Genomic DNA, 22,811 nt, shown 5'->3' with positions numbered 1-22,811 from the left:
ATGGTAAAATCTTTATTGAAAGGGAATAAAAGCGAGGTGAAACAAATAATGGCAATCCCTAAATATCAATATATAAAAGAAGAACTAAAGCAAAAGATTATTTCGGGTCAATTTGAAAATGGTGATAAGTTTTATACTGAAGCTGAATTGATTCAAATGTACGATGTTAGTTCTATCACTGTTGTCAGAGCACTGAACGACTTAGCTAATGACGGCTATATTATCCGCCAACAGGGAAAAGGTACCTTTGTATCTCGGGCTCGTAAGCATAAATTAGTTGAATTCTCCGACATCGAAGTTTTCCCAACTCAAAACGATCGAGTGACTGTACTATCTATCGAACGCGGAAATGATTTGTCTATCTTGGAAAAGCTCGGTTTAAAAAGCAATCAATTCTATTATAAAATTGAACGAGTTCGGGAGACAAACGGTGTCACTTACATTTACCATCAGTCTTATATCCCTGAGCAATATATCAATGCCAACTATCCAAATCTAGATTACTATAGCTCTATCTATGGTCGATTTAAAGCTGATTACCATATCCATATGAATGATGAGCATTTTGAAGAAGTAAACGAAATTATCTTCCCAACGCCTGAAGTAATCGCACAAAAACTAGGAATTGATGCCCAATTCCCTTCTGTACACCAAGTGAAAACAACTCAACTGGAAAGTACTGGACAGATTCTAGAATATAGCGAAGCTTATAAGCGTAGCGATTTTTATAAGATTAAATTTATCTCTTCTGATAAGAGCCGATAATATTACAAAAGAACAGTTGCAGACAAAGTAATTGTTCTTTTTGTTAAAAGCGTTTTCATTTATGTTTATATTATATCGAAGTTCGCCTGATTTGAAAAGGTTTTTTAGCAAAAACTCTCATTTGTTTGATCAAGCAGTTTATTCGAACATTTACTGATTTAACAGTCTCTCATACAACTTGTTCGAGAGACTTTTTGATGCTAATCACCACAAATGACACACGAAACATTTTGTTTGTTTTGTTGAGCTTCAAACATTTTGCAAAAATTCTTCTTCATACAATCAGCTATCCGCCTAAAATCCTTGAATCATTTACTTTTTTTCGCTTATTTTCTTATCCTTACGCATTTCTCATTCTATTTTCATACTTTAAGAGGCTGGGACAAAAGTCCTAGCCTCTCAATTGCCTTTGGATTATCGAGCAAGACGCAGTGGTTGAGTGGGCTCTACTACGCTGATTTCATCAGCTTTTACAGCCCTACTCAACTGTGCGGAGGTGGGCCGACGAAATCGAATTCTAACGAATTACCGATTTCTGTCCTACTCTCTTCATTATATTATGTTTTTCTCAATGTCTAAAATGACGTACACCAGTAAAAATCATAGTCAAGCCATATTTGTCAGCCGCTTCGATAGATTCTTGGTCACGAACGGAGCCACCCGGCTGGATGATAGCCTTGATACCAGCCTTAGCAATTTCTTCCACATTATCAGCAAATGGAAAGAAAGCATCTGAAGCGAGGACAGCACCGTCAAGGCGGTCTTTAGCTTGCTCGATGGCGATACGAACTGAAGCTACACGATTAGTCTGACCTGGGCCTACCCCAAGCGTCATGTGGTCGTTAGTCACGATGATACCATTTGATTTAACGTACTTGATAGCTTTCCAAGCGAACTCAAGAGCGGTTGCCTCTGTCTTCGTTGGCTGGCGTTTGGTCACCACTTGCCAATCCGCAGGGCTTTCCTTTACCACATCTTGATTTTGCACAAGAAGCCCGCCGACTACACCTGTGTACTCAGCCTCTGCTTCACTAGTCTCTTGAGCATCAAATGGCAACTCGAGGATACGCAGGTTTTTCTTTTTGTTGGTCAAAATGGCTAGCGCCTCATCTGTATAGCCCGGTGCAATGATAATTTCCAGAAAAACACCATGCATCTTCTCAGCTGTCGCCACATCCACCTCACGGTTGAGAACGACAATCCCACCAAAGATAGATACAGGATCAGACTCATAAGCATAGTCCCAAGCTGTTTCGATGTCATCTGCCTGACCGATACCGCACGGATTCATATGTTTCAAAGCCACAACGGTTGGACGGTCTCTGAAATCTCGGATGATACAAATAGCTGCATCGGCATCACGGATGTTATTGAAGGACAATTCCTTACCATTAAGCTGTTTTGCAGATGCAATAGAGTAATCAGTCGGCAAAGCTTTTTGGTAGAAATCGGCATCCTGCTGAGGATTTTCCCCATAGCGCATGGCTTGTTTGAGGTCATAAGTCAAAGTGAGCTTTTCAGGTTTGCTTTCGCCCACTTGAACTGTGAAGTATTCTGCAATCAAGGCATCATAAGCCGCTGTGTGACGGAAAACCTTAGCTGCTAAGCGTTGGCGCGTTTCATAAGTGGTTTCACCCTCTGCAACCAATTCACCAAGCACCACTGTATAGTCAGCCGGATCTACCACAACCGTCACGCTGGCATGGTTTTTAGCTGCTGAACGAAGCATGGATGGGCCGCCGATATCGATGTTCTCTACAGCATCAGCGTAAGTCACGTCTGGTTTGAGAATCGTTTCCTTGAATGGATAAAGGTTCACCACCACAAGGTCAATGAGCTCAATCTGATTATCCTTAGCTGCTTCTAGGTGGCTATCTAAGTCACGACGAGCCAGGAGCCCACCATGGATATTGGGGTGGAGGGTCTTGACACGGCCATCCATCATTTCTGGAAAACCCGTCACATCATCGATGGCAATGGTCTCTACCCCAGCATTTTCAAGGGCAACCTTGGTACCACCTGTCGAGATAATCTCCCAACCAAGTTTTTTGAGTTCTTGGGCAAATTCAACGATGCCCGCTTTGTCTGAGACGCTGATTAAGGCGCGTTTAGTCATATGTTCTCCTTTTCCAAAACCATATATTTTACTTCGTATAAAATATCTATTAGATACACTTCTTTTGAAGCTTTACCCCATATGGGGTATTTAATAATATTTTTTATTCCACTATCTATGAAATTAATCAACCATACTATTATAGCCACGATTAAAATTAAACCCAAAAATGTTTCAACAGAAATAGCTGTATCATCTGCAACAAATAATTTATTTAAAGCCAAAGTGACAAAAGCCGTTGTCAAAATTATACCAATTCTACCAACAAATTGTATTGAACTTTCATATCGATTAATCGACCTATCACGTTTATCTGTCAAATCAGCTATTAACAACTTCACAGCATAACTAGCTTTTTCTCCATACATAAGAATCAATTCATACTTTATTTCTCTACATAGCTCTTCAAATTTATTAGGTTTTCCATCTGAAACTTTATCAAATTTTCGACTGAGATAAATAAAATACCACAAAGAAAACACAGTAAAAATAAGAGAAGGTATTTTAACACACAAATCACCAAAATCCCACAACCAAAGCACATAACTTGTTAACATTAGAGTAATAAATACAATTAAGCTAATTAGAAATTTATTTCTAATTTTTTTACTTTAGGGTAAAATTGTTTTTCATATTCATTAAAAAATTCTTCAAATTCTTTAACTTTATCTAGTAAAGTCTCAACAGCTTTATTATTCAAAAATTTACTTCCTATCCACTCCCAAACTATCCAACACTTCTAGATATAACCTGTATTCCGCCTCATGAATGCGGGCTTCAAAGCTTTCTAGTGTATCTTCTGCCAGACGTGGCACGCGCACTTGCTGAATAATTTTGCCTGTATCCACACCCGAGTCCACCCAGTGAATGGTCACGCCAGACTGCTCAACACCAGCCTGCCAAGCATCCTCAATCCCATGGGCTCCTGGAAATTCTGGCAGATAGGCTGGATGAATGTTTATGATTCGACCTTCATAAGCACTAAGCAAGGTTGAACCAACGATTTTCATGTAGCCAGCGAGGCAAACCAAGTCAATCTGGTGTTCTTGCAAGAGTTCCACGAGTGCTGCTTCATAGTCTGCCTTGTTCTCAAACTCCTTGAGTTCAAAAGCATAGCTTTTAACCCTTAACTGATTTGCACGCTCGAGAACAAAGGCATCACGATGGTCTGAAAAAACAAACTCCACTGGAAATTGTTCGGCAATCACTTGAAAATTTGAGCCATTACCAGAGGCAAAAACCGCTATTTTTTTCATTTGATGATGACACTTTCATTTTCTTTTTTGACAATCCGGCCAACTTCATAAACAGGCTCATCAAGAAGCTCTTTAACACGATCCACATTTTCAGGAGCTACGGCCAAAATCATCCCTAGCCCCATATTGAAGATTTCAAACATTTCTTGGTGCTTGATTTGACCATATTTCTCAAGTGCTTTGAAAATTGGTAGCACCGGAATCTTATCTTCCTCAATCACTGCAGCTAAATCACACGAGAACATACGTGGGACATTTTCAATAAAGCCTCCACCTGTGATGTGGGCAATTCCGTGAACTAGCTGTTCTTTAATCAATGGCAACAAAACTTTGACATAAATTCGAGTCGGCTCAAGAAGGACTTCCTTAAGTTTCTTTCCTTCCAATTCTGGCAAGACTTCCTCACCTGTATAGTCGGCAAAAACACGACGAACGAGAGAGTAACCATTGGAGTGGATCCCACTGGAAGCAAGTCCAAGGAGGATATCCCCTTCGGCTACTTTTGAGCCATCAATAATTTGGCTTTTTTCAGCCACACCTACCGCAAAACCAGCCAAGTCATAGTCATCTTCTCCATACATACCAGGCATTTCAGCAGTTTCCCCACCAATGAGAGCTGCACCTGCCTGCACACAACCTTCAGCCACACCAGCGACAACTTGTTCCAACTTTGCTGGCTCATTTTTTCCAGTAGCAATATAGTCTAAAAAATAAAGAGGTTCTGCTCCTGCTGCGATGATGTCATTGACACACATAGCTACACAGTCCTGCCCAATGGTATCATGCTTGTCATACTGGATCGCCAACATCAGTTTAGTACCAACTCCATCCGTACCAGAAATCAAGACCGGCTCTTTGACCCCAGTCTTTGAAAGATCAAACATACCACCAAAGCCACCTAGAGCACCCATAACACCCGCACGTTCTGTCCGTGCCACATGTTTTTTGATCCGCTCAACAACTTCATAACCCGCTTCAACATCCACACCGGATTGTGCATATGCATTTTTATTTGTCATCTTTTCTCCTCTTCCTTTCCTTTAATGGAGAGCCTTCATCCGCCTATTTGTAAAAACTGGTCTTTTCTTCCAAACTTCTTCGATATTCTTCTTCATAGTCATAGAGAGGGGTTGGATAGTTTCCATCAAAGTAAGCCACGCAAAGTCCACCATTGGGAGCGTCTGTCTCAATACCAATGGAATCTACTAACCCCTCAATAGAAAGATAAGTCAGACTGTCCGCACCAATGATTTGACGGGTTTCTTCAACTGTGTGATTCGCTGCGATCAACTCCTGACGAGTCTGGATGTCAATCCCGTAAAAACATGGATAAGCTAGTGCTGGACTACCAATAGCAACGTGAACCTCAGAAGCTCCCGCTTCTTTCAAGAGCTGAACGATCCGACGAGATGTCGTTCCACGAACAATCGAATCATCAATCATAACGACTCGTTTTCCTTTAACAACACCTGATACCGCAGAGAGTTTCATACGAACTCCTTGCTCACGTAATTCCTGAGTTGGTTGGATAAAAGTGCGTTGTGTATATTGGTTTTTGATTAAGCCCATTTCATTGGGTAAGCCTGATTCTTCCGCAAATCCCATGGCTGCACTGAGCGACGAATTAGGCACACCAACCACTATATCCGCTTCATGCTTAAACTCACGCGCTAACTGAGCTCCCATTCGCTTACGAGCTGTATGTACATTGACACCATGGATATTCGAGTCTGGACGGGCAAAGTAGATATATTCCATAGAGCAAATTGCAAGCTGTGTATCTGTCGTATAGTGATCATACTGGATGCCCTGATCGTCAATGATGACTACCTCTCCAGGCTTCACATCTCTAAGCCACTCTGCTCCAATGACCTCAAAAGCACAGGTTTCAGAGGATACCACAATTGCACCATTCGCCATTCTCCCGATAGATAAAGGACGAAAACCATTTGGATCCAGCGCCACAATAAGCTTGTCTTCAAACATCAAGAGGTAGGCAAAGCCTCCCTTAACTGTACTGAGTGCTTCTTTGACTTTTCCTATCAATGTAGGCTTATGGCTACGACGAATCAAATGCGCTAAAATTTCAGAATCTGAAGTCGAGCTGAAAATGGCCCCATTCTTTTCAAGTTCTTTTTTTAATGACGCTGCATTCGTCAAATTCCCATTATGGGCAAGACCAAATTGGATGTCATGAAATTTAAACATAAAAGGCTGGATATTATCTACAGAAGCCTCGCCAGCAGTTGCATAACGAACGTGCCCAATCGCACCTGTTCCTGTTAATTTATCCAAATTAGCAGGATTTTTAAAGACTTCGGATAAAAGCCCCATATTACGATGGCGCTTCAACTGCCCAGCATCGTTAGAAAGGATTCCTGCCCCCTCCTGGCCACGATGCTGAAGGCTATGAAGACCAAAATACGTTAGTTTTGCTGCATCAGGATGCCCCCAGATACCGAAAACACCACATTCTTCATTAAGTGACTTTACTTCGTACGTCATTGATTTACCTAAATTCTTTTATCTTGCAAAATGGAGAAAGCTAGCCGATCAAGCTAAACAACTCCGTATTCTTTCTTATAGTTCAGTTTCACTGCTTTCATACTGTCGTCTGATACATTATTATTTTAGAAACTCATCTATATCTAGGACTATTTATTTCTGTCTGAAATAGCGAACAGCACTTTCAAATAGTTTCTGGTCTTTCTGACCTGGAATATTCTGAAAAAGGCCTTCCTCCCAGCGCTCTGAATGGCCCATTTTCCCGATAATTTGACCATTCTTGCTAGTGATTCCTTCGATAGCGTAAAGGGAACCGTTAGGATTGTACTTACTGTCCATGCTTGGCTGACCATCGAAATCTACGTACTGACTCCAAATCTGACCATTGTCACGAAGTCTTGCAAACTCCTCTGCTGTTACGACAAACTTCCCTTCACCATGCGATACTGGGATCGCATGAATATCTCCAACTGTAACACCAGCAAGCCACGGTGAGTTAGTATTGACAATACGCGTTTCCACCATTCTAGCCACATGCTGATTAGCGTCATTATAAAAGAGAGTTGGACTTGTGCTACTTGCATCTTCAAAGTTACCATATGGTAAAAGTCCTGATTTTACAAGAGCTTGAAATCCATTACAAATACCAATTATCAAGCCACCTCTATCAATAAAGCTGTCAATAGCAACACGAACCTTCTCATTAAGCAATATGTTAACGATAAATTTTGCCGAACCATCTGGTTCGTCTGCAGCTGAGAAACCTCCTGCAAAGAAGATAATGTCAGAATTGACAATGTTGTCAACCATCTTGTCAACAGACTTGACAATAGCATCTTCATCAATTGTTACGAAAGGCACTAAGTTTACTTGTGCTCCTTCTTTTTCAAAAGCTTTAGCTGAATCATATTCAGAGTTAGTTCCTGGGAATACTGGGATGTAAACCACAGGTTTTTCAATTGTTTTTTTGGCTTCGATGACTATGCTAGACATAACAGCTGGAATTTCTGCCAATTCCGTTTCTTGCCTAAACTCAGTTGGGTAAACTTCTTCCAGTTTACCTTGGAAGGAACTGTCAAGTTTGTATCCATCTAACTTCACACCGTTGACAGTTAGTGTAAAGTCTGCACTAGTTTGACCGATTTTCTCTACTCCAGTAATTTCTTCAGGTGAAGTAAAGACAAATCCACCTAATTGTCCTGTCAAGCTACTCTCAAGATGAGTCAATGCTACATTTGCACCAATGTGATTCCCTAATACTGCAAGTGAGAGGCTTTCAACAACACCGCCATATTTAACCGCAGATGCTGCAGTTACCTTATGTGCCGCGTGAATCTCTGAAAATTTAGCAAAGTTTGACTTAATCAATTCAAAGTCAATATCTTGAGAAAGTTCTTGACCCGGAATGTAGTAAATATGTTCACCAGCAGTCTTAAATTCAGGTGAGAGCACCTTGCGACTATCTGCCGTTGTCACTCCAAAGGCAACCAAAGTTGGTGGTACAGTCAATTCTTCAAAAGTACCAGACATAGAGTCTTTACCTCCGATAGATGGTAAACCAAGTTGAATTTGTGCTTCGATAGAACCTAGAAGTGCTGATACTGGTTGTCCAAAACGCTCAGCTTGTTTGTCCATCCGCTCAAAATATTCTTGATAAGAAAAGCGAGCCTTGGACCAGTTGGCACCTACTGCCACCAGACGAGCTGTAGCCTCAATAACAGCATACGCTGCACCATGATAAGGCGACCATTTAGCCAAGTAAGGATGGTAACCTTGAGCTATTACTGATGCAGTATGAGTCACACCATGTTGTACAGGTAATTTCTGAACAGACGCTTCTGTTGGCGTGATTTGGTGTCGTCCACCTAGTGGTTGATTGACAGTTGAGCGACCAACTGAGCTATCAAAGATTGTTTGCAATCCCTTTTGACTCGTATGATTCAAGTCTGATAGAACTGCAAGAACATCTGCTTCAAGTGTATTTATAGATGTTGATCGTTTTTCAGGTAGGTTGACATCCTTGTCAACTACTTTGGCATTTACAACAACACGCACTCCGTTGGTATCAAGGAAACGACGCTCCAAATCCACGATCATTTCACCATTCCAGTGCATCACCAGATTTGGTTTTTCAGTGACAACTGCGACCACAACTGCATGAATATTTTCTTTATAGCATTCCGCAACAAAGGCTTCTACGTCCTTCGGACGAACAACGACCGCCATCCGCTCTTGCGATTCAGAGATAGCAATTTCTGTACCATTCAAACCTTGGTATTTAAGAGGTACTTTGTTCAGATCAATTTCAAGACCATCTGCCAATTCTCCGATAGCCACACATACACCACCTGCTCCAAAATCATTTGATTTCTTGATAAGACGAGTGACCTCACCATTACGGAATAGACGTTGAATCTTGCGTTCTTCAATGGCATTTCCTTTTTGAACTTCTGCACCAGCAGTCTCTACAGACTCTACTGTTTGAACCTTAGAAGATCCTGTCGCACCACCAATACCATCACGACCTGTTTTCCCACCGAGGAGGATAATCACATCACCCGCTTCAGGTTTCTCACGGACTACATTTTCCTTTGGAGCTGCGCCAACAACTGCACCAAGCTCCATACGTTTAGCTACAAATCCTGGGTGGAAGTACTCGCGAACATATGTCGTCGCAAGACCAATCTGGTTCCCATAAGAAGAGTAACCATGAGCTGCTGTCCTAGAAATGACTTGTTGTGGCAATTTCCCAGCACGTGTTTCAGAAATTGGCGCCGTAATATCACCTGCCCCCGAAATACGCATGGCTTGATAAACATAAGAACGTCCAGACAATGGGTCACGAATAGCCCCACCGATACATGTCGCAGCTCCACCAAATGGTTCGATTTCCGTTGGGTGGTTATGGGTTTCATTTTTGAACATGAGAAGCCAAGGTTCCTTGACACCATCAACATCCACTTCGATTTCAACCGAGCAAGCATTAATCTCGTCAGACACTTCCATATCATCCAAACGACCATTAGCACGTTCGTAACGACCAAAAATAGTCGCCATATCCATTAAGGTTTGTGGTTTTTCAGAACGACCTAATTTCTCACGCATAGCTAGATACTTCTCATATGTTTCCTGTAATTGCTTTTGGAATTTCGACGCTGAGAAGTCAATAGTCTTCAACTCAGTCTCAAAAGTCGTGTGACGGCAGTGATCAGACCAGTAAGTATCCAAAACTTTGAGCTCTGTTTCTGTTGGCACACGTCCGATTGACTTGAAATATTCTTGGATAAAGAGCAAATCATCCACTTCCATAGCCAGTCCTTGTTCTGCCTTATAGTGCGCAAAGTCTTCTGCTGTATAGCTTTCAAAGAAAGTCAATTTGGGAATCGTTTTATCCGATTCAGAAAATTTTTCCAATTGAATTGGTTGTTTAATATCCTTAAAGCGTGAATCCACTGGATTCAGCAAGTATTTTTTAACAGACTCCAACTCAGCTTCATCAATATCTTTATTGACTAAGTAAAGTTGCGCTGTTTTTACTGTCACATTACTTGAGCTACCAAGTAATAACAAAGCTTCTTGAGATGAAGCTGCCCGTTGGTCAAACTGACCTGGCAAGCTTTCAATGGCGAAAAATGCATAGTTGGCGAGATTAGCCTGCACAGTTTCTTCTGACAAAACAGTATCGGTCACCTGCTCCGAAAAAATATACTTCTCCGCACGCGCGAACAAACCCTCTGCCAAATCAAACACATCATAGACCTGTACAATACGAATGACTTTTAAAGTGGTCAAGCTGAGATTATGCTGAAGCTCCTTGACCAAACTATCTGATTTCACCCGAAAATCTGCTTTTTTCTCAACAAAAATACGTTTATCCATTTCAATACCTTATTTTAATACCTGTAATTTCTCCCAGACAGTTTCATAAACATCTGTCAGCTTCCCTAAACCTCTTCGGAAAACATCTTTATCCATATGATGACCATTCGCATCCCATAGACGACAATTATCTGGTGAAAATTCATCTGCTAGAATAATTTTCCCATCTTTGTCAAAACCAAATTCTACCTTAAAATCAATCAACTTCAATCCGATTTGACGGAACCAATCTGATAAAAGTTCATTAATCCGACGAGTCTCTTCTTTTAAAAATACTATTTCTTCATCAGTGGCAATCTGCAAAAATTTCACATGCTCATCATTGATAAAAGGATCATCTAAATCATCATTTTTATAATAAAATTCAACGATTGGAGTCTCAAGTTTTATTCCCTCCTCTACGCCAAAGCGCTTAGAGAAAGAACCTGCTGTATAATTCCTCAATACGACTTCTAAAGGAATAATATTCACTTTTTTATTGAGCTGATCTGTGTCCGAAATCTTTTCAATAAAATGCGTCTCCACACCAGCAGCATTAAGCTTTTCAAAAATAAAAGATGAGATTTGATTATTGAGTATCCCCTTGCCCTCAATTTGCTCCTTTTTCACACCATTAAAAGCTGTTGCTTGGTCCTTATAATGAGCTATAATCACATCTTCATCTTTTGTTGAAAAAATATCTTTTGCTTTTCCCGAATATAATAAATTAATGGACATTTTAATATTCGCCTTTCGTGTTTTTGTTATCTTAATACTACCACATAAAATCTGTTTTTACAAGTAAAATCCGCACAATAAAATGGATGCCATTGTTTTTTATTTAGTATTTGCTACCCATAAGACTACTTAATAAATTTTCCTGAATAAAAACATAGAAAAAAGTAGGCTAAAGGCCTACTTTACTTTCTTTTCTACATATGAGACAACATCCGAAACATTTTTCAGTTGGTCAATGTCTTCATCAGAGATATCAATTCCAAATTCATCTTCTAAAGTTAAAATAAATTCCATCAAATCTACAGAGTCTGCTCCTAAATTATCTTTAAGCCCCAGTTTAGGAGTTACGACAAAATCCGTTCCTTGACGTTCTTGGATAATGGCAACAACTTTTTGATAAATCTCTTCTTGTGTCATTTTATTCTGCCTCCTTTGAAAATTCAGCAACTGACTTGCCTACTACATTTGTATCCAACATCGTACGGATTTGACGAATCGTACTGCAAACAGTCTTAGCATCACTTGAACCATGTGTTTTGACTACTGGAGCCTTAAGTCCAAATAATACTGCTCCACCAGCTTCCGAATAATCCAAGCTAGATTTCAGCTCTCTTAAACTATCTTTTAAAAGTAAAGCTCCTAATTTTGCTTTTAGACCGCCACCTAGGATGCTCTTTTTCAGTTGTCCCATGATGCTTAGAGCAGTTCCTTCAATAGACTTCAAAACAGCGTTTCCCGTGAAACCATCTGTCACCACTACATCTGCTACATCATTCATTAATTCACGCGCTTCAACATTTCCAATGAAATGAATCGTAGAATCTGCAGCAAGCAACTCGTATGTCTCCTTGCGCAAAGGATCTCCTTTACTACTTTCTGTACCATTATTTAAGAGGCCTACACGAGGTCTTTTGATTCCTCTTACACTTTCTGCATAGAAAGAGCCAAGCTTTGCGTATTGATACAAATGATGAGCCGTATTTTCTGCATTAGCACCTAAGTCCAGCATATCAAATCCTTTACCATTAATAGTTGGAAGAGTTGATAATAAACCAGGACGGTCAATATTTTTTATTCGCCCTACAATAAAGAAGCCTGCAGCTAAAAGAGCACCTGTATTGCCAGCGGAAAGGACAGCATCTGCTTCTCCCGCCTTTACAGCTTTAGCCGCTAAAATCATGCTTGCGTTCTTTTTTTGCCTAATAGCTTTCGTTGGCTCATCATCCGATTCAATTTTTTCGTCCGTATGTACAATAGTGACACGTTCAGTAGCTGTCAAATATTGTTTGATTTTTGCTTCATCTCCATATAAAATCAATTCAATATCTGAGAATTCCCTTAAAGCTTGATTCGCTCCTTCGACCAAAGCTTGAGGTGCAAAATCCCCACCCATCGCATCAATAGCTATTTTCTTCATGTAGACTCCTTATCCTGATTATCTTGTAAAATATTTCCCCAGTCGCCCAGAGAGTCAATAAATTTTTTTGATTTTAGATGAATCCCAACATACTCATCATATAATTGATCTATAATGTTCCGTAATTGCTGTTTGATTTCCTTATTCAATGAAATGGTTTCCAAGGTTTCAAACTCAACAGATTGAAATTGATTTAGTAAAAAAGGGATATTTGGATGGAGATGGCTACGTCTCTCATCTTGATAGTAGTGTTCTGGACACAATAGGCCATTCCATTTAAATGAAAAATCAAAAGGCATGCCCGTTCGATGACAAAATACGCATTCGTGAAAGTTTAGAGAAACTCCAAAACGTGATAGAATCTGGATTTCAAAAATGTTCGTCAAAATTTCATAATCTAACCCTTGATTCATTAGCTCTAAAGTCTTTTCCAAAAAAGCAAAGAGAGCGGCGTCCGGCTGATTATCATGAATACTAGCATCAGCTAAGGCCGCTACATAAGTCGCATAAGCCATGATAAATAAATCATTATTTATTCTATTAAAAGACTGAACATCCTGATAATCTTGAATATAACTAAGACCTTCATCGCTAATTTTCATCAGCAAATTAGCAATTGTCAAAGGCTGAATGACTGGACTTAATTTAGAATTAACAGCATGTTTTACAAAAAACATCCTTTTCCCGGCTTGCTCTGTAAAAATTTTAACCAGCTTGTCATCCTCTCTAAAATTACGATTGTAGAGAATCAAGGCCTTACTCGTGATGGACTGCATCATACTCTTCCATATACTCCTTCAGGCGTTTCATCGCCTCCTGAATAACCTCCATGCTCGCTGCATAAGAAAGTCGGATGTACCCTTCTCCGTATTGTCCAAAAGCAGCACCTGGTATAAAAGCTACCGCTTTTTTCTCAGCAAAATCTTTCAGAAATGCAAATGAATCTTGATTGTATCCATCTGGAATCTTCGCAAAAATATAAAATGCGCCATCTGGTTTAATAATTTTAAAACCCAGACTGGTCATTTTTTCTAGGATGTAATCTCGACGTTTGAGATATTCCTTTTTCATCGGCTCTGCATCATTTTTCCCATCCAATAACGCTTCAGCACCAGCAAACTGGGCCATAGTAGTAGCCGCTGTCACCAAATACTGATGACTCTTAATAATTTGAGCCGTAAATACTGCCGGAGCAAATACAAATCCCAATCTCCAACCAGTCATCGCATGAGATTTTGAAAGTCCATTGATAACAACCGTCTGATTTCTCAAGTATTGCCCCAAAGAAACATGCGTCTCTCCTGTATAGGTCAACTCAGAATAAACTTCATCACAGATCACAAAGACTTCATATTTTTGTAAAACGGCCGCAAACTCCTGAATTTGCTGACGCGAATAAGTCACACCAGTCGGATTTGCTGGGTAATTCAGAATGACAGCTTTGACTTTTTCGCCTTGCTCTAAAATGGCTTTTTCCAGCATTTCTGGTGTTAAAACAAAATCATTTTCTGTCGTATCAATCTCGACAATCTCAGCACCCATGAGATTAACAAGTGGCTCATAACCAGGATAAGCAGGTGCCGGAAGTAGTACAATATCGCCTTCTTCCAAAATGGCTGTTAAGGTCGCTGACAATGCTTCTGTTGCACCGATTGTCACTAAGACCTCTGATTCTGGGTTGTAATCTAGATGATATTTTTCTTTAACAAAACTACTAGCAGCTTGACGAAGCTCTAACAAACCACTCATACCAGTATAGTGGCTTTGATTGGCATCAATTGCAGCTTTAGCCGCCTCTTTAATATGATCTGGAGTTGTAAAATCTGGCTCTCCCAAAGTTAAGCGCAAAACTCCCGGAATGTCAGATATGGACTGATCAAACTGGCGAATCATAGATACTGCAATCTTATCTAAATGCTTATTAAAGCGTTTCATTAAATCCATCATTCTTTCCCCCACATCTTTTCAAACATTATACTACAAATAAAAATCTGTCGCAAAATCTGACTATCTACCTAAAAGGAAAAAGATTGTGACCAAGTCCAATCTCATTTCTTAACTTTTAATTCTCTTCTACTTCTTCATCAAAATAGCGAATCAAATTCTTTTCTGTCAAGATATCTGAATACGTATAAGACTCAACATAAGTTCGAGCAGAATCCTCCTCAGGAACCTTGTCATTGATGTACTCTACGATAAATAAAGAAGGGTAAACTTCAATTAAACGGCCTTTTTTATCTTTTTGACGTTTCCGACCATTTTCCAAAGTCATCTCGACCATCTGCCCCTCATGAGCTTTGATATCTTCCTTTATTTTTTTCATCTTTGCAACATCTGTAAATGCATCACTCATTTTTATACTTCCTCCCTCTTAGAAATACTTGAAAATTTATTGTATTCTTTTTGGAAAATCAACTCTACAGTACCACGCGCACCGCTCCGGTTCTTTTCGATAATAACCTCAACCTTATTATTTGGAATGCCTTCTTCCTCTTCACCAGCTCGATCATAGTAATCATCACGGTATAAAAAGGCCACAATATCCGCGTCCTGCTCAATTGATCCAGACTCACGAATATCTGATAATACCGGACGTTTATCTTGCCGTTGCTCTACTCCACGAGAAAGCTGACTCAGGGCGATCACTGGTACTTTTAACTCTTTTGCTAAAATCTTCAGTTGACGAGAGATTTCTGAAACCTCTTGTTGGCGATTTTCACGCCCCGTCCCTGTAATCAGTTGCAGATAGTCAATCAAAATCAAGCCAAGATTCCCCGTCTCTTGGGCCAACTTCCTAGCCCTTGAACGAATCTCTGTAATCCGAATCCCTGGCGTATCATCAATATAAATACTAGCCTGAGCCAAATTGGCTTGTGCAATGGTCACCTTTCGCCATTCCTCATCGCTAAGTTGTCCTGTACGAATCGAGTGAGAATTAATCACTCCTTCAGAGGCCAACATCCGGTCTACCAAGCTTTCTGCTCCCATTTCCAAAGAGAAGATAGCTACAGTCTTATCTAACTTTGTACCAATATTCTGGGCAATATTAAGAGCAAAAGCAGTTTTTCCGACCGCAGGACGAGCAGCCAAAATGATTAGCTCTTCCTCATGCAAGCCTGTAGTCATCCTATCCAGTTCGGGATAACCAGTTGCAATTCCCGTAATATGTGATGTTTGCTGTGATCTAACCTCTAAATTTTCAAAGTTAATATTCAGAATATCCTTGATATTCTTAAAACCACTACGATTGGCATTTTCGCTGACATCAATCAAAGCTTTCTCTGCCCCAGCAATGATTTCGTCTGCTGGACTTGCCCCATCATAAGCTTGGTTGATAGAATCTGTCAGACGTGTGATCAAGCGGCGCAATATTGCTTTTTCAGCAACAATTTTTGCATAATATTCCGCATTTGCAGAAGTTGGAACCGAGTTAATAACCTCAACTAAATAACTCAGACCACCAATATTTTGCAAATCATCCTGGCTATCTAAAATATTACGAACTGTCGTTGCATCAATAGCATCTCCGCGATCAGCCAAATCAATCATAGCCTTGAAAATCAAGCGGTTGGCATACTTAAAGAAGTCTGCTGGCTCGATATACTCGCGAACGAAAACGAGCTTGCTCTCATCAAGAAAAATAGCTCCTAGAACAGACTGCTCTGCTAAAATATCTTGAGGCTGCGCTCGTAATTCATCAATCTCTGCCATAAAGAACTCCTCTCTCCTATTACCTTATCCTTCCTTGACACGCAGATTGATGATACCTGTAATGTCTTGGTAAATTTTGACTTGTACATCAATCAAGCCGATTGAACGAATCGGTGACTCTACCTTGATGTTTCGTTTATCTAATTTAATTCCGAATTGTTTCTCTAACTCTTCTGCAATTTTCTTACTAGTGATAGACCCAAATGTCCAGCCATCTGGACCAACTTTTTCAGTAAATTCGACTACAGTCGTTTCTTCGGCTAACTTAGCCTTAATTGCTTGAGCTTCAGCAACCAATTCTGCATGAGCTTTTTCCTCTGATTTTTGTTTTCCACGCAATTCTCCAACAGCTTGAGCAGTCGCTTCTTTTGCTAGATTCTTCTTAATCAAAAAATTCTGAGCATATCCTGTAGGGACTTCTTTGATTTCCCCTTTTTTCCTTTGCCTTTTACATCTGCTAAAAAAATAACTTTCATTCTATCTTCTCCTCTTCTTTTTTGATTGTTTCATCCAAAATTTCTTGATTCAACTTACGCGTTGCCTCTGCAACCGTTATATCTTTCATTTGTGCAGCTGCCAGATTGAAGTGTCCGCCACCGCCCATTTTTTCCATAATCCGTTGAACATTAATTTTACTTCGACTACGTGCGGAAATAGAAACATATCCTTGCGTATTCTTACTTACCACAAAAGTTGCTTCAATGCCAGACATGGCAAGCATTGTGTCTGCCGCCTTACTGATAACCACTGTTGGATAGCTAGTGTCCTCTGCACCACTTGCTACAATGACATTTGGTAGAATCTTGCTTCCTCTCAGAATTAACTCATTGACAGACCGATACTCGTCAAAATCTGTCGCTGAAATATCTTGAATGGCCACACTATCACTACCACGTGTCCGTAAGTAACTTGCTACATCAAATGTTCTACTCGTAACTCGTGATGTGAAATTCTTCGTATCCAGCATCATGCCCGCCATCAAAACACTAGCTTGCATTTTACCGAGTCTATTTTTCTTAGAATTTTGGAATTGGAGCAACTCAGTAACAAGTTCACTTGCACTACTAGCACCGCTCTCAATATAGGTAATCACAGCATTTTCAGGAAAATCATCATCTCGTCGGTGATGGTCAATGACAATCGTTTGATAAAACTGTTCGTAAAGTTCTTTCGACAAGGTCAACTCAATCTTTGAATGATCAACCATAATCAATAAAGAATTTCCACTCACCATCGTCATAGCTTTTGCTACCGTAATGAACTGAGTCTGGCCTTCTTCTTGAAGTCTATTTACTGCACGTTCAATATCTGCCGCCATTTGATATGGATCATAGACAACATAACTCTTATCGATTAGATTACTTGCAAAGAGTTGCATACCAACAGCAGAACCTAATGCGTCCATATCTAAGTTTTTATGTCCCATAACCAAAACTTGGTCCACACTTCGAATCTTGTCAGAAATGGCTGTCATCATTGCCCGAGTACGAGTACGAGTGCGCTTAACAGCCGAGGCCGTTCCTCCACCAAAGAAGATTGGATTTTTGCTTTCATCATTTTCCTTTACGACAGCCTGGTCACCGCCTCGAACTTCCGCTAAGTTTAGATTTAGCAGAGCTGTTTTACCAATTTGGTCGTGATCTCCATCTCCATAAGCAAATCCCATACTCAAAGTCAAAGGAATTTCACGATTTTTGGCTTCTAATCGAAATTGGTCAATAACAGAAAACTTATCCTGCATTAACTGATCTAAAACTGTAAAGTCTGTAAAAAGATAAAAACGATCTGTTCCTACACGACGGTAAAACATGTGGTAACGATCAGCAAATTCTGCAACATAATTTGCAACAAAGCTATTAATCTGACTGATGTCTGAGTCTGACACAACATCTTCCAAATCATCATAATTATCAACAGAAATAATTCCGATAACTGGTCTTGTAGTAACCAGTTCAGCAGTCGCCTCATACTCGCTAGAAGCATCAAAAAAGTAAAAAACATTAGATGAGCGATCCAAATAAATAGAGTATTTTTTATCGCCAACCGTCAAATAGCGACCAGATCCCTCAAGTGAAGCGTCCATCATCCGTTGTAGCACTTCTGTATCAAACTCGCCATCTTCCGTTGTGCAAAGTAATTCTGCATAAGGGTTAAACCATTCAACTTCCCCTGTTTCTTTCTTGATTTTAATAACTCCAACAGGCATTTGATCCAATAAGGAAGTCAGACTATTTTCTGCATGATGATTAACATATTGAATCTGCTCAAACTCATCTGCTTCAAACATTTTTTGTTGGTAAATCAAGACAAGAGTGAAAAAAGCTACCACAAAAAAGGCTGCAAGCAAGGCAAGTGTTCCCTCACCGAATACCCGCAACAAAATGGCTAAGATTCCAAAAGAAATAACCCCCAGCATGACAAAGTGAACTGGAGCAAAATGAAATTTTTTCATCACAAACCTCTTATCCGCCATTTTACCATAAATTAAGGAAAAAAGCGAGTTTTCCTTTGCTCTTTTATTAGTAAAAAAGACTGAAATATGACAATTATACTTACTCTTAAAAGGAGTTATATTTCATATTCATTTTATGTCATATTCTACTCATTTTCTTGCTTTTATTTACTCATTCATTGTCAATTTTGTAAATTTTGTTGACAAGACCTATCGTTTGCATAAAACAATACTCTTTGCCATTTCACACTCCATTTACCGTCTTCACTTTACTTGATTACTTTTTACTACTTCCCGCCCTCCAGCTTTATCCTCCTAATCTAACTAAGCTCTATGAAAGAAATATTAACCGAAGGTCCGAGATAATAATGCCTATTACCCTTTTTATATCCTATTTCTATCTTTGTCTATAAACTTATCGTTTTCACTCTAAAAATATTCATTACGTTGTCAATCTTGAATTGACAATTTGTTTACACCTATGTCAATCTATCGCTATAAAAACACGCTTGAGAAATGAACTGCACCCCAAAAGTTAGACAGAAAAAATCTAACTTTTGGGGTGTTTTATTATGAAATTAACTTATAAAGATAAAGTTCAAATATATGAATTGAGAAAGCAAGGAGAGAGCTTTAGACGACTTTCAAATCAATTTGAGATAAACATTTCTAATCTTCAGTATATGATTAAATTGATTGATCGTTATGGGACAGAAATCGCAAAAAAAGGAAAGAATCGTTACTATTCTCCCGAATTAAAGGAAGAAATAATTAATAAAGTTCTGCTTAAAGGTCGTTCACTAAGAAGTGTATCTTTAGATTATGCTTTACCCGATCCTTCGCTATTGAAAAATTGGATAGCACAATACAAGAAAAATGGGTATACTATTGTTGAGAAAACAAGAGGGAGAGTACCTAAAATGGGACGTAAGCCAAAGAAAAAACGGAAGAGATGACAGAACTAGAACGCCTTCAGGCTGAAAATGAGTATTTAAGAGCGGAGAATGCCATTCTAAAAAAGTTGAGAGAACTCCGCTTGAAGGAGGAAAAAGAGAAAGAAGAAAGACGCAGATTGTCAGAGAGTTAGTGTCAGAGTTTCCTTTAGATATTCTTTTAAAGATTATCAAACTTGCCCGTTCAACTTACTATTATCACTTAAAGCAGCTAAACCAAGAAGATAAGAATCAGGACGTAAAAAACGAAATACAAACCATTTATAACGACCATAAAGGAAATTATGGATACCGTCGTATTACTCTTGAGCTTAGAAACCGTGGGTTCATCGTAAACCATAAGAAGGTACAACGTCTGATGAAACTGTTGGGGCTAACTGCTCGTATTCGTCGAAAACGTAAGTATTCTTCTTATCATGGAGAAGTTGGAAAGAAAGCTGAGAATATTATTCAACGCCAATTCAAAGCTTTAAAACCATTGGAAAAGTGCTATACAGACATTACAGAGTTTTCTATTCCAACAAGTAACCAAAAACTATATCTATCACCAATTTTAGATGGTTATAACAGCGAAATTATAGCCTATACTCTATCGTCTTCACCGAATTTAAACCAAATAAAAGATATGTTAGAACAAGCATTTAGAGAAGAACAATATGAGAAGACTATTCTCCACAGTGATCAGGGATGGCAATACCAGCATGAGTTATATCATAATTTTTTAGAAGATAAGGGAATTCAGCCATCTATGTCTCGCAAGGGGAATAGTACTGACAATGGTATGATCGAATCGTTCTTTGGCATTCTTAAATCAGAGATGTTTTACGGCTATGAGAAGACTTTTAAGTCTATAAAGGAACTTGAGGGGGCAATCGTCGACTATATTGATTATTACAACAACAAACGAATCAAAGTAAAATTAAAAGGACTTAGTCCTGTATAATATAGAACTAAATCCTTTGCTTAAATTAATTGTCTAACTTTTGGGGGTCAGTACAAAATCAAACGTGTTTTTGCTTGTCTTTATTTTTTGAAATACTCCGTGCTTTTCCTTCCAAATAAACCATCAAAATAGAAATATCAGCTGGGTTGACACCAGAAATGCGACTAGCCTGACCAATTGTTTCCGGATTGATTTTCTTAAACTTCTGTCGTGCTTCTGTCGCAATTGAGTCAATATCATCCCAGTCGATATTAGCTGGAATGCGCTTCTCTTCCATGCGTTTCATCTTCTCAACCTGATCAAGGGCTTTAGAAATATAGCCTTCGTACTTAATCTCTGTTTCAATTAGCTCGATAATCTTTTCATCAAGCTCCTCTGCCGCCGGACCAATGAACTGAACCACATCCTGGTAAGACACTTCCGGACGTCGCATAAATTCTTTGGCAGTTACTGCATCTGTCAGAGGCTTAAAGCCAAGCTCTTCTACCTTAGCATTGGTTTCCTTGACAGGTTTTAGCTTGATGGATTCCAAACGCTTCATTTCATTGTCAAATTGATTCTTTTTAATTTCGAAACGAGCCCAGCGCTCATCATCTACCAGACCAATTTCTCGCCCCATCTCTGTTAAACGCATATCGGCATTGTCATGGCGGAGAATCAAACGGTACTCAGCTCGGCTAGTCAAAAGTCGATAAGGTTCTACGGTTCCCTTGGTGACCAAATCATCAATCATGACTCCAATGTATCCATCACTACGCTTCAAGATTAACTCCGGCTTACCTTGGATTTTCAAGGCCGCATTAATCCCAGCGATAATCCCTTGACCTGCAGCTTCTTCATAGCCAGAAGTCCCATTTGTCTGACCTGCTGTAAAGAGACCTGAAATTTTCTTGGTTTCCAAGGTTGCCCGCAACTGGTGAGGCATGATCATATCATACTCAATAGCATAGCCTGTCCGCATCATCTCTGCATTTTCTAGACCCTTGATAGAGTGAACCAATTCTTTTTGTACATCTTCTGGCAAACTAGTTGACAGCCCCTGCACATAAACTTCTTCTGTATCACGGCCCTCAGGCTCTAAGAAAAGCTGGTGTCGTTCCTTGTCCGCAAAACGGACAATCTTATCCTCGATAGACGGGCAATAGCGTGGCCCCACTCCCTTAACGATGCCTGAAAACATAGGAGCCCGGTGTAGGTTATTTTGGATAATTTCATGACTTTCCGCATTGGTATAGGTCAACCAGCAAGGCACCTGATCTTTCACATAGTCCTCATCACGAGATGTGTAAGAGAAATGATTGGCCTTTTTATCACCTGGCTGGATTTCAGTCACATCATAATTGATAGATGACGCCTTGACACGCGGAGGCGTTCCGGTTTTAAAACGACCAATTTCAAAACCTAGATCCCGCAGGTTATCTGCTAAAGGAATGGCTGCCAAGCTATGGTTTGGACCAGATGAATACTTGAGATCACCAATGATGATTTCTCCCCTCAAGGCTGTTCCAGTGGTAACAATGACAGCTTTAGCTGCATATTCCTGTTGCGTCGCCGTTTTAACACCAATTACTTTACCATCTTCAACCAAGATTTCATTAATCATGGTTTGTCGCAAAGTCAAATTTTCTTGATTTTCAACAGTCTTACGCATTTCTTTGGAATAAAGCTCTTTATCCGCTTGCGCTCTAAGAGCACGAACTGCAGGTCCTTTGCCAGTATTGAGCATTTTCATCTGGATATAGCTCTTATCGATATTCTTGGCCATCTCCCCGCCCAAAGCATCTACTTCACGAACGACAATGCCTTTTGCAGATCCTCCGATCGAGGGATTGCATGGCATAAAAGCCAGCATCTCAATATTGATGGTTGCTAGCAAAACTTTACATCCCATGCGACTGGCAGCAAGCGATGCTTCAACCCCAGCATGTCCTGCTCCAATCACGATAATATCATAACTTTCAGTAAAATTGTGTGACATTTCTTTTTCCTTCATTTTTTTCACCAAAAAAGGCCAAATCTCTAGAAGTGCAGGACAAAAAGCCTGCAACATCCATGAGCTTTGACCATCATAGGTATTGCTTATCTTATTGTAGCAAA

At 39.7% G+C, this 22,811-nt stretch carries 16 protein-coding genes and 2 pseudogenes; 2 read left to right on the top strand and 16 right to left on the bottom strand.

Features of this window, described 5'->3' with window-relative positions; all coding sequences use genetic code 11:
- Nucleotides 1-48 precede the first annotated feature (48 nt).
- Nucleotides 49-765, top strand: coding sequence for a GntR family transcriptional regulator (locus HMPREF9182_RS06080; RefSeq protein WP_009754729.1), 717 nt, complete (start codon nucleotides 49-51; stop codon nucleotides 763-765).
- Nucleotides 766-1,333: 568 nt separating this feature from the next.
- Here the strand turns inward: HMPREF9182_RS06080 and purH are convergent.
- The 15 genes and pseudogenes from purH to HMPREF9182_RS06005 all read right to left on the bottom strand — a co-directional run bounded on the left by purH (nucleotide 1,334) and on the right by HMPREF9182_RS06005 (nucleotide 18,818).
- Nucleotides 1,334-2,881, bottom strand: a complete 1,548-nt coding sequence (gene purH / locus HMPREF9182_RS06075; RefSeq protein ID WP_009443184.1) for a bifunctional phosphoribosylaminoimidazolecarboxamide formyltransferase/IMP cyclohydrolase — start codon at nucleotides 2,879-2,881, stop codon at nucleotides 1,334-1,336.
- Nucleotides 2,878-3,423: a hypothetical protein gene (locus tag HMPREF9182_RS06070; protein ID WP_255263265.1), complete on the bottom strand. Its 546-nt coding sequence runs from the start codon at nucleotides 3,421-3,423 to the stop codon at nucleotides 2,878-2,880. Before HMPREF9182_RS06070 ends, purH begins: the two co-directional genes overlap by 4 nt.
- 162 nt (nucleotides 3,424-3,585) lie before the next feature.
- On the bottom strand, nucleotides 3,586-4,137 hold the full coding sequence (gene purN, locus HMPREF9182_RS06065) for a phosphoribosylglycinamide formyltransferase (protein WP_009754936.1): 552 nt from the start codon (nucleotides 4,135-4,137) through the stop codon (nucleotides 3,586-3,588).
- Complete coding sequence (purM, locus tag HMPREF9182_RS06060) at nucleotides 4,134-5,156, bottom strand: phosphoribosylformylglycinamidine cyclo-ligase (protein WP_009754738.1); 1,023 nt, start codon at nucleotides 5,154-5,156, stop codon at nucleotides 4,134-4,136. Before purM ends, purN begins: the two co-directional genes overlap by 4 nt.
- 43 nt (nucleotides 5,157-5,199) lie before the next feature.
- Nucleotides 5,200-6,642: an amidophosphoribosyltransferase gene (gene purF, locus HMPREF9182_RS06055; RefSeq protein WP_009443629.1), complete on the bottom strand. Its 1,443-nt coding sequence runs from the start codon at nucleotides 6,640-6,642 to the stop codon at nucleotides 5,200-5,202.
- A gap of 153 nt (nucleotides 6,643-6,795) precedes the next feature.
- Complete coding sequence (locus HMPREF9182_RS06050; protein WP_009443535.1) at nucleotides 6,796-10,521, bottom strand: phosphoribosylformylglycinamidine synthase; 3,726 nt, start codon at nucleotides 10,519-10,521, stop codon at nucleotides 6,796-6,798.
- 9 nt (nucleotides 10,522-10,530) lie between these two features.
- Nucleotides 10,531-11,238, bottom strand: coding sequence for a phosphoribosylaminoimidazolesuccinocarboxamide synthase (gene purC, locus HMPREF9182_RS06045; RefSeq protein WP_009754326.1), 708 nt, complete (start codon nucleotides 11,236-11,238; stop codon nucleotides 10,531-10,533).
- 177 nt (nucleotides 11,239-11,415) lie between these two features.
- Nucleotides 11,416-11,655 (bottom strand): acyl carrier protein, encoded by a 240-nt coding sequence (locus HMPREF9182_RS06040; protein ID WP_009755084.1) that lies wholly within the window; start codon nucleotides 11,653-11,655, stop codon nucleotides 11,416-11,418.
- A 1-nt stretch (nucleotide 11,656) separates the two neighbouring features.
- Nucleotides 11,657-12,655 (bottom strand): phosphate acyltransferase PlsX, encoded by a 999-nt coding sequence (plsX, locus tag HMPREF9182_RS06035; RefSeq protein ID WP_009443424.1) that lies wholly within the window; start codon nucleotides 12,653-12,655, stop codon nucleotides 11,657-11,659.
- Nucleotides 12,652-13,434 carry a DNA repair protein RecO gene (gene recO, locus HMPREF9182_RS06030; protein ID WP_037602755.1) on the bottom strand — a complete coding sequence of 261 codons (783 nt, stop codon included), beginning with the start codon at nucleotides 13,432-13,434 and terminating at the stop codon, nucleotides 12,652-12,654. The genes plsX and recO overlap by 4 nt, the downstream gene beginning before the upstream one ends.
- The gene (locus HMPREF9182_RS06025; RefSeq protein ID WP_009755009.1) at nucleotides 13,412-14,599 is read right to left on the bottom strand and encodes a pyridoxal phosphate-dependent aminotransferase; all 1,188 of its coding nucleotides are present in this window, start codon (nucleotides 14,597-14,599) and stop codon (nucleotides 13,412-13,414) included. The genes recO and HMPREF9182_RS06025 overlap by 23 nt, the downstream gene beginning before the upstream one ends.
- Before the next feature lie 118 nt (nucleotides 14,600-14,717).
- Nucleotides 14,718-15,008 carry a Veg family protein gene (locus HMPREF9182_RS06020; protein WP_009443342.1) on the bottom strand — a complete coding sequence of 97 codons (291 nt, stop codon included), beginning with the start codon at nucleotides 15,006-15,008 and terminating at the stop codon, nucleotides 14,718-14,720.
- Nucleotides 15,009-15,010: 2 nt separating this feature from the next.
- On the bottom strand, nucleotides 15,011-16,366 hold the full coding sequence (gene dnaB, locus HMPREF9182_RS06015; protein ID WP_009443674.1) for a replicative DNA helicase: 1,356 nt from the start codon (nucleotides 16,364-16,366) through the stop codon (nucleotides 15,011-15,013).
- A 24-nt stretch (nucleotides 16,367-16,390) separates the two neighbouring features.
- A pseudogene (rplI, locus tag HMPREF9182_RS06010) lies at nucleotides 16,391-16,842 on the bottom strand (50S ribosomal protein L9).
- The gene (locus HMPREF9182_RS06005) at nucleotides 16,839-18,818 is read right to left on the bottom strand and encodes a DHH family phosphoesterase (protein WP_009754605.1); all 1,980 of its coding nucleotides are present in this window, start codon (nucleotides 18,816-18,818) and stop codon (nucleotides 16,839-16,841) included. Before HMPREF9182_RS06005 ends, rplI begins: the two are co-directional and overlap by 4 nt.
- A 572-nt stretch (nucleotides 18,819-19,390) precedes the next feature.
- On the opposite strand from HMPREF9182_RS06005, the pseudogene HMPREF9182_RS10015 reads away from it, so the two are divergent.
- Nucleotides 19,391-20,714, top strand: a pseudogene (locus HMPREF9182_RS10015) (IS3 family transposase).
- Between the two features lie 58 nt (nucleotides 20,715-20,772).
- Here the strand turns inward: HMPREF9182_RS10015 and mnmG are convergent.
- On the bottom strand, nucleotides 20,773-22,692 hold the full coding sequence (gene mnmG / locus HMPREF9182_RS05990; protein WP_037603050.1) for a tRNA uridine-5-carboxymethylaminomethyl(34) synthesis enzyme MnmG: 1,920 nt from the start codon (nucleotides 22,690-22,692) through the stop codon (nucleotides 20,773-20,775).
- Nucleotides 22,693-22,811 lie beyond the last annotated feature (119 nt).

The sequence above is a fragment of the Streptococcus sp. oral taxon 056 str. F0418 genome (genome assembly GCF_000220065.1).
In the GTDB taxonomy this organism is placed as follows: Bacteria; Bacillota; Bacilli; order Lactobacillales; family Streptococcaceae; genus Streptococcus.
This window is presented reverse-complemented; position numbering and strand designations above follow the sequence as displayed.

Coding starts and splice junctions, on each gene's coding strand:
- HMPREF9182_RS06080 (WP_009754729.1), top strand. CDS start 49: ATGGCAATCCCTAAATATCAATATATAAAAGAAGAACTAAAGCAAAAG.
- purH (WP_009443184.1), bottom strand. CDS start 2,881: ATGACTAAACGCGCCTTAATCAGCGTCTCAGACAAAGCGGGCATCGTT.
- purN (WP_009754936.1), bottom strand. CDS start 4,137: ATGAAAAAAATAGCGGTTTTTGCCTCTGGTAATGGCTCAAATTTTCAA.
- purM (WP_009754738.1), bottom strand. CDS start 5,156: ATGACAAATAAAAATGCATATGCACAATCCGGTGTGGATGTTGAAGCG.
- purF (WP_009443629.1), bottom strand. CDS start 6,642: ATGACGTACGAAGTAAAGTCACTTAATGAAGAATGTGGTGTTTTCGGT.
- HMPREF9182_RS06050 (WP_009443535.1), bottom strand. CDS start 10,521: ATGGATAAACGTATTTTTGTTGAGAAAAAAGCAGATTTTCGGGTGAAA.
- purC (WP_009754326.1), bottom strand. CDS start 11,238: ATGTCCATTAATTTATTATATTCGGGAAAAGCAAAAGATATTTTTTCA.
- HMPREF9182_RS06040 (WP_009755084.1), bottom strand. CDS start 11,655: ATGACACAAGAAGAGATTTATCAAAAAGTTGTTGCCATTATCCAAGAA.
- plsX (WP_009443424.1), bottom strand. CDS start 12,655: ATGAAGAAAATAGCTATTGATGCGATGGGTGGGGATTTTGCACCTCAA.
- recO (WP_037602755.1), bottom strand. CDS start 13,434: ATGATGCAGTCCATCACGAGTAAGGCCTTGATTCTCTACAATCGTAAT.
- HMPREF9182_RS06025 (WP_009755009.1), bottom strand. CDS start 14,599: ATGGATTTAATGAAACGCTTTAATAAGCATTTAGATAAGATTGCAGTA.
- HMPREF9182_RS06020 (WP_009443342.1), bottom strand. CDS start 15,008: ATGAGTGATGCATTTACAGATGTTGCAAAGATGAAAAAAATAAAGGAA.
- dnaB (WP_009443674.1), bottom strand. CDS start 16,366: ATGGCAGAGATTGATGAATTACGAGCGCAGCCTCAAGATATTTTAGCA.
- HMPREF9182_RS06005 (WP_009754605.1), bottom strand. CDS start 18,818: ATGAAAAAATTTCATTTTGCTCCAGTTCACTTTGTCATGCTGGGGGTT.
- mnmG (WP_037603050.1), bottom strand. CDS start 22,692: ATGTCACACAATTTTACTGAAAGTTATGATATTATCGTGATTGGAGCA.